The organism is Nonomuraea aridisoli (genome assembly GCF_003236395.1).
Taxonomy (GTDB): Bacteria; Actinomycetota; Actinomycetes; order Streptosporangiales; family Streptosporangiaceae; genus Nonomuraea; species Nonomuraea aridisoli.
The window spans coordinates 1-10327 of the sequence record NZ_POUD01000309.1 but is presented as its reverse complement, the minus strand read 5'-3'; the positions used below and the strand labels follow the sequence as shown (position 1 = coordinate 10327).

Sequence of the window (10327 nt, the reverse complement as noted above, 5' to 3'; positions counted from 1 at the left end):
GGACGAAGCCGCCGGAACCCCCGGCCACCTCCCCGCAGGGTGACCTCCTCACAGCCAGTCCACCACGAAGAACAGCCTCCCCAGCGTGGGGAACACCACCAGCAGCCTGGAACGCGCAGGTCAGCGCGCCGGTCAACCGATCCAGCAGGCCACCGGATACCCGGATATGCGTGCATGACGCGCCACGGGGCAGTGGTGGCAGCATGAAGAACTTGCTCAAGCTGCTGGTGGCCCGCCGCCTGTCCGCTACGCCGATCGGCATGATCGCCCTGGGCGTTGGCTGGCTCATCGCCCGCCGCCGCAAACAGCGACAGGCCGAACCGGAAACATCGCGAACCAGGCGGCGGATGCCCGCCCACCGCTGATTCACCGCCCGGCGGGCGGCGGCGCCGCTGAAATCCGGCTCGTCCCATTTTCTGCATGTCGAGCTAGGCTCGCCGGCATGCAGGAGAAAAAGGATCACGAACCGGTCTTCGTCCGCTCGAAGTGGGGGACGAACCGCTACGTATACAACCCCCGGAATCCCGTGGGCGCCGCCCTCATCGTGGGCTCCCTCCTGCTGTTCGCGGGCCTGATGTACTACCTCCACGACAGCACGAACTGGGGTCGGGGAGAGCTGCGCGACGCCGTCCACGGAGCCGCTCGCGCGCTGGAGGCGAAGCCGCAGAGGGTGGGTTTCCTCGACGACTACGAATCGATGATCAGACAGGCCATCGACGAGACCAGTGAGGGACCCACGCCTGCAGGAAGATCCATCTCGGTGCGGGTCAACCGCGACGACCCCCAGACGACTGACACCTTCGAGATCAGCGCCGAGGATGTCGCTGATTATGTCGTCAGCGCGCGTGTCCACCGCTTGTTCGCCATGGCGGCGCCCAGCCAGGGGCTCTCACGTCCGACCTGCAGCCATCCGCCCCACTGCACGTCCACGCTGTGGGGGAGGAGGCCTGGAGTGTCCAGGCACTTGTGAATCGGGATGCCTCCGGCAGGAGCAGCGCCCGTACGGTGGCGTACTCACGTGCCAGCCACTTCGCCGCTGCTCGACGCCCCCGCAAGTCGCCGATCCATGAGGTGAGCTTGGCGAGCCAGTCGCCGGTGCGCATTGGCGACAGCGCATAGGCCGGGAAGTCGGGCGAAAACGTATGGCGCTGGTCGTGGCCGGCGGGGTAGGCCCGGGCGCCGGTCCACGGTAGGCGTCCTTAATGCCGGGGATCGGCGCGGTCAGAAAAGGACTCTGAGTGGGACCATATGCTCTACGAGTACAGGCAGGTAGCCCAGGTCATCAGAGTCGGCGTCCGCTCGGGTGCCTCTTCACCGCATACGGTCTGGAGCGAGCTCCGCTTCCAGGAGGAGCACGCCGTCTCCATGACGACTGTATGGCTTGCTTCAAGATCTCAAGAGATGAGAACCTGATCGTTACCAAGCGTGGCAGTGGGTTCGGCGTCCTCACCGCTCCAGCAACGCCGCGATGTTCGCAGGCGTAGCAGACACGCAGTTGGCTAGCTGCGAAAGTGAGTGCTCCCGCTGCGCAGTTCGTCACGCCGATGTTCGGCAACCCGGTACGGCGAAGCGACGCTGAGGCACTAGATTCGCGCTGTGACTGCTGACACTTCAGAGCGCGATTTAGAGCTGGAATCAGTTTTTGACCACCTGATGGCACTCGATGCCGATGGCGCCCGGATGGGCAGAGTGGTCCGGCGGACCTTCGACATGCTGCTCGACGGTCAACACACCGGTCGCTTCCGCTGGGAACAGCTCCACAAGACGGAGAAGACCCACTGTGGCACTCTCATCGAGATCAACCTGCAGCGGGAGTTCGACTTCGCTGACGGCGAGGTCCTTGATTACTCGATCCAGAACGTTGAGGTCGACTGCAAATACTCCCAGAAGCTGGCCGACTGGATGATCCCGCCAGAGGCTGCCGGCCGTGTCCTCCTTGGCCTCTGGGCAAGCGACAAGGCAGGGAAGTGGAGCGCGGGGCTGGTCCGTGCTATCGATGCCAACCTCAACTCTGGCACGAACCGAGACGCAAAGCGCACTCTGAGCAAGCACGGAAAGCAGTCGATCCGCTGGCTCTTCAAAAATGCTCCGCTTCCCGAGAACGTTCTGCTCCGCCTGCCCGAGGAGGACATTGACGCGATCTTCCGATCTACGAGCGGGCAGAAGCGGGTCAACGAACTCTTCCGGCGCGCGCAGAAGCGTCCGATCAGCAGGAATGTCGTAGCGACGGTTGCCCTGCAGGAGGACTACATGAAGCGTGTTCGCAGCAACGGAGGAGCGCGCTCCGCCCTCATCGCCGAAGGCATCGTGATTTTCGGTCAGTTCAGAAACCATGTCCAGGCTGCTGCTGGTCTCGGCCTTCCTGTTCCAGGCCCCGGTGAGTTCGTGAGCGTGCGGCTCGCCCGCCGTCAGTCACACCACGGCGACGCCCTGTCGATCGAACTCGACGGCCACCATTGGGTTGTGGCTACCGAGAGAGACCTGCCAGAGCCAGCGCCGTTGCTGCCCAACATCGGTCCACTGAGCAGTTAGAGCCACGCAAACTACCGCATATCCCGGCATCTCGGATAGCCTCCCTGTGTGAGGGGCAAAGATCACATCGCGGTATCCGCTGAGCCGGCAATGAGCACCTTTGGACTTGGCCCGGTCCGCAGGCGCGCCGGTGCGGTCAGCGCATTGGCGAGCTCAAGTAGCCGTGGTAGTGGTCAACCCAAGGCTTTGGCGGCCTTGGCTTTCGAGCCATCAGATCCGTTTGTCATCAAGTTGGCCCAGGAGATCGTCTCAACCTCCAGTTTTCGTCAGCGATCCTCGCTAGCCTCGCTCGTGTGTTCGGTACCGGGATCGACTGCTGTAACCACTGCTTCCACAGCTGTGGTCAGCGACTCATGCTCCCAGAGACGTACGACTCGCCAGCCTGCAGCTTCAAGGGCCGCGTTGACAGCCCGGTCGCGCTCCATGTTCCGGCGAAGCTTCGGTGTCCAGTACCACTCGTTCGTGGTGGGCTGACGACCATGCTGCGGGCATACGTGCCAGAAACACCCATCGACGAAGACCGCGACCTTCCGAGCCGTAAACACGATGTCCGGCCTGACCTTCACGTCTCCCAAATCCAGGCGAAGGTCCTTCCGGTATCGGTAGCCCAGCCGATGCAGGGCGCTTCGAAGCACAACCTCCGGCTTGGTGTTCGCTCGCCGGTTGGCCTGCATGTTCCTAGATCGGCCGTCGTTGAGGGGCGCCGGATACAGCCCTTGCGCGTGGGCCTTCTCCCTGGCTCGAAGTCTCTTCGAATCAGACAACGTTCACCCCGTTGGTGTCCCGGTTCTCTGGGTTCTCCGCGAAGATACAGCTGCCCATTGGCTCATGCCTCGTCCAGACTACGAAAGGGGTCCCTGTGACCGAGCAACACCTTCGCGTCATTGAGATCTGCGCTGGAGCAGGCGGCCAGTCCCTCGGCCTCGAAAGAGCAGGCTTCGAGCACGAGCTGGCCATTGAGCTGGATGAGAACGCAGCCAACACGTTGCGCCACAACCGGCCTCACTGGAAGGTCGCGCTCGGAGATGTAGCCGACCCATCGGTGTGGGATCCACGAGACTACGCGCCGGGCAAGCGTGATGGGCGGCCCATTGATCTGTTGGCGGGAGGCGTGCCCTGCCCTCCGTTCTCGATCGCTGGGCGGCAGTTGGGTGCGAACGATGAGCGTGACCTGTTCGCGTGGGCTGTTGAACAGGTGGCCGTTCTCAGGCCGCGAGCCTTGCTACTGGAGAACGTCCGTGGGCTGAGCATGCCCCGTTTCGCCGGCTACAGGCAGCACGTCTTGGACCAGCTCCAGAAATTCGGTTACGCCGCCGAATGGAAACTCCTGCAAGCCTCTGACTACGGGGTTCCGCAACTACGGCCCCGCTTCGTGCTCGTTGCCATGCGCGACGAGGACTTTGCGTACTTCCACTGGCCGGAACCGGTGGGCAAGCCGCCCACGGTTGGAGAAACGCTGTACGAGTTGATGAAGGCCAACGGCTGGGCCAGGGCTGAAGAGTGGCGCGATCGAGCAAACAACATCGCTCCCACCATCGTTGGCGGCTCGAAGAAGCACGGCGGAGCCGACCTTGGCCCGACTCGGGCCAAGCGTGCATGGGCAGAGATGTGGGTCGATGCCCACGGGCTCGCTAACCACGCGCCCCGCACAGATGAGGACATCATCATCGAACGTGGTCCGAAGCTGACTGTCGAGATGGTCAAGTACCTTCAGGGCTGGGACGACGATGAGTTCAGATGGACCTTCACCGGTAAGAAGACGTCCAGCTACCGCCAGATCGGCAACGCCTTCCCCCCACCAGTCGCCAAGGCGCTGGGTGAAGCTATCGCGGCAGCGCTCAACCACACCGCGGAGCGCCACGACCGTGTTCTCGACACTGACCGTCATGATGAGATCTACCGCGCGCTGCGTGACCACGGTGACTTCATGACCGCCGATCAGATTGCGCGAGCCACTGAGCTCGTACTGGAGCCGCAGGAGCTAGAACGCCGGATCAGCCTCCTCAGCCGCGATTTCCATATCGAGGTGCGCAACGGAAAGCTTCCTGTGGCCTACAAACTGGGTGAGTTCAAGGCGTTCGTGGGCCAGGCCGACCACGCCCGTCATGATCGCTTCGAGCGCTACCGTACCAAGATCAGCTAGATTTCCCCGGCAAAAGTGTCTGTAGTAAGTTCGCTGGTCACGCCACAAGTGAAAGCAGGGGGCGAGAGTCAAGGAGCCGACGGAGAAAGAGGGCGGCACGGGGGTGCGCCCGGGTGCTGAGCCGCCGTCCCGACGAAGGCGCCCGGGTATTTCCGCCACAGAATTTGGGAGCCAGTCGCAGCAGTGCTGCGATCAAGCGAGAACACGACTCTGCTCGTACGTGAGGCCGACTAAACCGGGTTACTCATGCATCCTGACGCTGCTGCGGATTTGTGCCAGTGCCCGGGCGTCCGCGGCATTGCCAGCGTCTATCAGGTGGCGGATTACCGTGAAGACGATCTCTTCGGGCCTTCCCCCAACCTTCCGGAGGAGGGTATCCGTAGCCTCAGTAAGACCTCGGCCGCGGCACGCCTGGATCGCGGCGGCGGACTCTTTCGCAGGTGCCTTGCCGCCGGCATAGTCCAACATTCCGACGGCGTGCTCGTAACGGCCGCTGTCCAGATGTACCACCAGCTCGTCGACCGGCCAGAGTGGCTCCGCCCGTAAGCCGTTGCGCCGGTCCCCGTCGGCGCCCTGGACCGGCGCAACGAACGGAGCGCCGGTCCAGGCCGCTGGTGCCGCCGGTGCCCGACCATTCGCCTGGGCAACGGTATCCGCTGCCGGCTCCGTGGCGGTGTGCGTGTCCTCATCGAAGACTCGCTGCAGGAGGCGTTGCAGTTCCTCCTCGGTGATGGTCCCAGCAGGATTCTTGTGCTCCGCGAGTCGGCGGAGTTTGTGGATGGTTTTCCTGTCGGGATTCTGTACCTGCCCCGACGCAAGCCGGTTGAGGGCGGAGCGAGAGCAGTGAATCTGGCACGCGATGCTGCGGAATGACCCGCCCATGTCGCGCATTATAGAGCGAACGGCCTGGGCGAGTTCGCGCCGTGCTGGTGGTAGGGAGGGCGGAAGGGGCTTCATTCGCCCGAGTGGAGGCACAGACGACTCCTTGGGGTCCCGCTGGGATATCACTCCCATCCTGGCGGATGCGTATGACAGTTGGTGGATCTTTTGCACCAGAGGGACACCGCGGGACATAGCGGCAAGCGGGACATGCAGGGACAGAAAAAGCTTTTCGTGACGCAGCTGCTTGCGCTTTGCTGGAGGAGCTGGCGAAACCGGCCCGATGACAGCCCCCGTGGCCGTTATCGCGCTGTAGACGAGAGGATCCGAAGAGCATGGCGGCAATACCGTCCTGGACTGACGAGGGGCTCGGCACCAAGAAGCGCGTGGCGCTGTGGCTGGTGCAGGAGGTCGGAATCGGGAGCGTGTTCACCAAGGAGCAGTTGCGGACCGCGTTCGACGGGGTTAGCCAGGTCGACCGCCGCATGAGGGAGTTGCGAGACCACGAGTGGCAGATCGACACCAACCGGGAGGATCCAGCACTCGATCCCAGAGAACACCGGTTCGTGCGGCAGGGTCTTCCGGTGTGGGAGCCCGGCGTGGCAAGCCGTAAGGCGACCGAGCTCGTGGGAGCCGTACAGCGTCGAGCCGTGCTGATGGAGGACAACTATCTGTGCCGGACTTGCGGTATCGGCAACGGTGAAATGTACGCCGACGGCTACGGAGCCACCTCTCATCTGGACATCGCGCGGCGCCAGGTCACTATGCCCGGCGGCGCCACCGAAGTGCAGTTGGTTACCGAGTGCAACCGGTGCCGCGTTGGTGGACGCGACGCCGGCTGTGATCTAGGCGCCCTCGCGGCGGCACTGGCGCAGCTGTCGGCGTATGAGCGCAAGATGCTGTCCGCCTGGATGGAGCGGGACGCCCGCAGTTTCAACGAGGTCGAGAGGATTTGGGGCCTCTACCGCACCCTGCCGGCGTCGGCGCGCGCCGAGGTCCGCAACATGCTCCAATAGCCCGTTCTCCGAGGCCACGGGGCGGGCACGATCTCCGTGTATTGGTGCTGTCCCTGGCAGATTTTGAGCGATGACGCCCACTTGAAGGAGCACTCACATGTCGATCGACTTTGGCCAGCCCCATGAGGCTGCCGACAACCGCGAGCTCGTGGCCCAGCGGCTGAAGGAGCTGCGTAACGGGAGCGGAGTCCCGGAAACGCTGACAGTTGAATGGCGGGGAAAGCCCACCCATGTCGAGGTCATCGATATGCCGGTCGAGGTTCTGTGCTACAACCCCGGCACACACCGCATCCGCGCACAGCGAGCTTACGATCTGGCTCGGGACCGGGCGTTGGAAGAGGATCCCTGGAGCCCCGAGAGCCAGGACTACCTCCATTTCCTGCTCAAGGCACTGCCGGCCGACCCGTCCGTGACAGACAAGGCCTTCGAGATCCTGAAAGAGAGCCTGCGTGAGTATCAGCAGAACGAACCCGGGTTGATCACTCGCGAGGGCATCCTCGTTAACGGCAACACTCGCCGCGCTGCCCTCAAGGACCTTGGGCGCCCGAGCATGCGAGTCGGCGTTCTGCCTGAAAGCTGTACGTGGAGCGACATCCACGCGGTTGAGCTTTCTCTCCAGCTGCGCCCGGATACCCGGCGGGACTACTCCTACATCAACCACCTGCTCGCCCTGGAGGAGCAGGTGAAGCTGGGCAAGCCTCTGCCGGAAATCGCCCGGAACTTCCACACCACAACTCCGGCCTGTGACCGTGACCTGTGGATCTTGGCCCAGTTGCGGGATCTTCTCAGCCGCAGTGCTACCGGCACTGCCTCCCTGCGGCTCATGGACTTTGAGAACGCAAAGGAGAGGTTCTTTGAGCTCTACCGCGCCTACAACACCGAGTCCGCACGTAACCGGGAACGTGCTGACCTGATGAAGGAGGGTCGGCTCGCGGCCATCGTGCTCGATTTCGCGAAGACGGACGTCCGGTTCATCCAGCCTGATTTCCACGAGCGTTTCCTGGATCAGCGCCTGCCCGCTGAGCTCAGGCCCAGACCCGCACAGGAGAGCACAGCTGTAGCCATTCCGGGCCTCGGCCGTACTGTCCAAGCTGCCGGCGCCAGGGTTACTGAGGCTAAGGCGCTCACCGACTCACTCCTGCGGGCCAAAGCTGTCAAGGCGGCAGGCGCCGCCGTGACCGTTGAGGAGCAGAGGGCAGCAACCGAGGTCTTCGACCGCGCGCACGATGTCTTTAACGAGGCCCTGGAGTTTGCCGGCAAGGACTTCCGGCTCCGCAAGAAGCGTCTCGCTGCCCCCGACCGCGTCGCCGACGCATGCAAGGACTTGGAGCAGTGTGTTACTGACCTCGTCATCGCCCGGGGCAACGGGAGTCTGGATGAAGGCGCGTTCGACGATGCCCTACTGCAGCTGCACACCATCATGGAGCGCGTAGCCATCGAGGCCGGCAAGAGCATACAGCTCCCTGGTGAGGGCCTGACATGGCTCAAGAAGGCTGTGGGGAGGCAGTAGTGACGGTGGCACAGATGGAGCCGTCGCTGCGGATCGCATTCGACGTCTCCCGAACTCGGGTGGTCCTGCGCACCGTGCCCGGGCATGAGCGGGAATTCGCGGAGCTCGCCGCACGCATCGCCCCGGGCGGCCAGCGTGGGCCTCTGGTGGGGGAGTTCGACCTTGATGACTTCCTCGACCGCCTCATCGAGCTCAGCTCTTGGCGTCACGACGGTGTTGTCTGGGATGACGCGCTTCTCCAACTCGTCAATGGTGTTCTCGACGACGCTGAGCGGGCCGAGCAGACTCTCCGCAGCGGCGAAGATGCAGACCAAGGTGCGATAGCGCCAGATGACGTGCTGGGGCTGCTCGGCGAAAGCTGGGTCGGAGACCTCACCCCATTCCAGCTCCGTGACGCCGCCCACCTGCTATCGCTTGGCCACGGCGCGAATTTCAGCGTCCCCGGCGCAGGCAAGACCCGCGTCACACTCGCCGTCTACGCCGCCATGCGCGAACAGGGTCTGGCCCAGCGGCTTCTCGTTGTCGGGCCCAAGTCCGCCTACGAGGCCTGGCTGACAGAAAGCCAGCTATGCTTCCGCACGCCGCCGCGTACCGCTGTCATGAGCCGAACTCCCGACTACGGTGCTGAGGTGCTGCTGGTCAATTACGAGCGCCTGTCCCGAGCCGTGCCCGGACTCGTATCTTGGCTGAGTGCCGCGCCATCGATGCTGGTGCTCGACGAGGCCCACCGCATGAAGCTTGGCGCCAACGGAACCTATGGCTCAGCCTGCCTCGCACTCGGACCCGCTGCGGCTCGGCGGCTCATCCTCACAGGCACTCCGGCCCCGAACGGGGCTCGGGACTTGGAGAACCTGCTGTCGTTCGTCTGGCCCGGCCGTGGCAAGCGCGTTGTCTCTGACGCCGTACGCGGCGGCGACCTCGCCTATGCCAGCACCGTGCTGCGTCCGCTGTTCACCCGCACCACCAAGCAGGAACTCGGCCTGCCGCCATTCGAGCCGAAAGTCCGCTATGTCAGTTTGCCGCCGATCCACCGGGAGGTGTACGAGGCGCTGAAGGGAAACTTCTCTGCGCGGGCTGAGGCATGCCGCGACGACATCGAAGCCCTTGGCCGGGCAGCGCTGCGCCTGATCATGGCCGCAACCAGCCCGGCGCTGCTAATCGAGGGCAGTAGCCCGTACGAGCCACTCGCCTACGGGCCTTCGCCGCTGGAGGCCGTCCCCGGAGATTCTCTCTATACGCTTCTGCGCAACCTACCCAGCTACGAACTCTCCCCCAAGTACCAGGAGGCTGTTCAGATCGTCGCTGCCAATGCAGCAGCCGGCCGCAAGACGATCGTGTGGACGACCTTCGTGCGCAACATCACCACTCTGGCCGAGCTTCTCTTCCCCCACTGCCCGGCCGTCGTCCACGGCGGCACGGCCGATCGGGACGAGGAGATCCGGCGGTTTCGCGAAGATCCCGACTGCATGGTGTTGATCTCAAATCCAGCCACCCTCGGTGAGGGCATAAGCTTGCACCAGGTCTGCCACGACGCAATTTACGTCGATCGCGACTTTGTGGCGGGCCGATTCCTGCAGAGCCTTGACCGCATCCACCGCTTAGGCCTGGCTCCTGGAACGGAGACCAGGGTCACCGTTCTCGTTGCGGAAGGCACCATCGACGAAGTGGTCCAGTTGCGTCTCAAGGCAAAGCTGGAGTTCATGGGCAGCATCCTGGACGACCCAGAGGTGCGCCAGCTTGCAGACCTGGACGAAGAGCCTGCCGACAGCTACGGCCTCGACCTAGCGGATATCCGCGAACTCCTGCGCCACCTAGGGTAGGACGCTCTAGGAAGATCGGAACTCTGGTCATGTAACGACGGGTAGCTAAATCGTTTAGGAGTTGCCTCCGGTGCTGATTAGCTCGGGATCCGCCGTGGTCGGCCAAGGGATCGTGGGAGTACTGCCGTCATCCGAGGCCGGATAGCCGGTGCATCTGTTCTGCCTGGTGCTGTGGAACACGACAGCGTGATTATCCCTCCCGGGACGCGCATAGAGGGTCATCCCTGGGGGTGGCCGATCCGTGAACGCAACCAAAGCGCTCGCCCTCTGGTGTGCGGGGACGGGCGCTGGTTTTCAGCGATTGCGTACCGTCCGGCTGGCCACAGACAGCTTTATCGAGGGCGGAGCAGCGGTCTTGATCAGCGCTTGCGCTTGTTGCTGCTCTTTCGGCGGCCTCGGGCGCCTGGGGGTGGGGTTGGGACGAGGC

9 protein-coding genes are annotated in these 10327 nt (G+C 63.7%); 7 read left to right on the top strand and 2 right to left on the bottom strand.

The window, feature by feature from the left end; translation table 11 throughout:
* Nucleotides 1–203: 203 nt before the first annotated feature.
* The 3 genes from C1J01_RS49340 to C1J01_RS41540 all read left to right on the top strand — a co-directional run bounded on the left by C1J01_RS49340 (nucleotide 204) and on the right by C1J01_RS41540 (nucleotide 2532).
* Entirely contained in the window at nucleotides 204–365 is a 162-nt protein-coding gene (locus C1J01_RS49340; protein ID WP_146615910.1) for a DUF6203 family protein, read from the top strand.
* Nucleotides 366–442: 77 nt separating this feature from the next.
* Nucleotides 443–970, top strand: a complete 528-nt coding sequence (locus C1J01_RS41545; protein ID WP_111184540.1) for a hypothetical protein — start codon at nucleotides 443–445, stop codon at nucleotides 968–970.
* A gap of 626 nt (nucleotides 971–1596) precedes the next feature.
* Entirely contained in the window at nucleotides 1597–2532 is a 936-nt protein-coding gene (locus C1J01_RS41540) for a NaeI family type II restriction endonuclease (RefSeq protein ID WP_235855013.1), read from the top strand.
* Nucleotides 2533–2798: 266 nt separating this feature from the next.
* On the opposite strand, the gene C1J01_RS41535 is transcribed toward C1J01_RS41540, so the two are convergent.
* Complete coding sequence (locus tag C1J01_RS41535; RefSeq protein ID WP_111184538.1) at nucleotides 2799–3296, bottom strand: very short patch repair endonuclease; 498 nt, start codon at nucleotides 3294–3296, stop codon at nucleotides 2799–2801.
* Between the two features lie 95 nt (nucleotides 3297–3391).
* On the opposite strand from C1J01_RS41535, the gene C1J01_RS41530 reads away from it, so the two are divergent.
* Nucleotides 3392–4675: a DNA cytosine methyltransferase gene (locus tag C1J01_RS41530; protein WP_220040370.1), complete on the top strand. Its 1284-nt coding sequence runs from the start codon at nucleotides 3392–3394 to the stop codon at nucleotides 4673–4675.
* A gap of 240 nt (nucleotides 4676–4915) precedes the next feature.
* Here C1J01_RS41530 and C1J01_RS41525 read toward each other — a convergent pair whose 3' ends face one another.
* Complete coding sequence (locus C1J01_RS41525) at nucleotides 4916–5557, bottom strand: hypothetical protein (RefSeq protein ID WP_146615909.1); 642 nt, start codon at nucleotides 5555–5557, stop codon at nucleotides 4916–4918.
* 332 nt (nucleotides 5558–5889) lie between these two features.
* Between C1J01_RS41525 and C1J01_RS41520 the strand changes: the two genes are divergently transcribed.
* The 3 genes from C1J01_RS41520 (at nucleotide 5890) to C1J01_RS41510 (ending at nucleotide 9900) form a co-directional block, all read left to right on the top strand.
* Nucleotides 5890–6570 (top strand): KpnI family restriction enzyme N-terminal domain-containing protein, encoded by a 681-nt coding sequence (locus tag C1J01_RS41520; RefSeq protein ID WP_111184536.1) that lies wholly within the window; start codon nucleotides 5890–5892, stop codon nucleotides 6568–6570.
* A gap of 97 nt (nucleotides 6571–6667) precedes the next feature.
* Complete coding sequence (locus tag C1J01_RS41515; protein WP_111184535.1) at nucleotides 6668–8080, top strand: ParB N-terminal domain-containing protein; 1413 nt, start codon at nucleotides 6668–6670, stop codon at nucleotides 8078–8080.
* On the top strand, nucleotides 8080–9900 hold the full coding sequence (locus tag C1J01_RS41510) for a DEAD/DEAH box helicase (protein ID WP_235855012.1): 1821 nt from the start codon (nucleotides 8080–8082) through the stop codon (nucleotides 9898–9900). Before C1J01_RS41515 ends, C1J01_RS41510 begins: the two co-directional genes overlap by 1 nt.
* Nucleotides 9901–10327: the final 427 nt, after the last annotated feature.